The organism is Campylobacter sp. 1569 (assembly GCF_024723675.1).
In the GTDB taxonomy this organism is placed as follows: Bacteria; Campylobacterota; Campylobacteria; order Campylobacterales; family Campylobacteraceae; genus Campylobacter_D; species Campylobacter_D jejuni_C.
Window position 1 is genome coordinate 1 of the sequence record NZ_JANQDB010000061.1, and the last position, 439, is coordinate 439.

The following is a 439-nucleotide window of genomic DNA, read 5'->3' on the forward strand; positions in this document are numbered from 1 at the left end:
CATTTTCTATTTTATCAGCTAGAGTAGTATTATAACTTTCTAATGCTCCTAAGTTTTTATTAAAGTTAGTTTCGTAGGTGTTCATGAGATACCTTTTTCAATAGCCTCAGATTGTAATGCAATATGCGGAATGATAGTTTCTATCCAATTTTTATGTAGTTGCAAGTATTCTTTTCTTTTAGCATATTCTTCATCTATGTTACTAGGATTTTTAATGTAGTTTTGTGCTATTTTGTATTCAAAGTGAAAAAATAAAGAATGAATTAGACCTAAAAAATAATTTTTAAATTTTTCATCTTCAAGTTTAGCTTTCATTTGATAAATTCTTTGGGTTAAATCCTTAAATATTTCATCTTCAAAATCTAAATTTTCTAAACTTTGAATAATATCATTGTATAATATTTTGCTTTTTGTTATATAGTTTCTTGATAGAAAAATT

General features: G+C 23.9%; 1 protein-coding gene. It reads right to left on the reverse strand.

Annotated elements, in window-relative coordinates; genetic code table 11:
- Window positions 1–81 precede the first annotated feature (81 nt).
- Window positions 82–439: hypothetical protein (locus CAMP5060_RS08175; RefSeq protein WP_337218210.1), on the reverse strand; the 358-nt coding region annotated here is incomplete at its 5' end.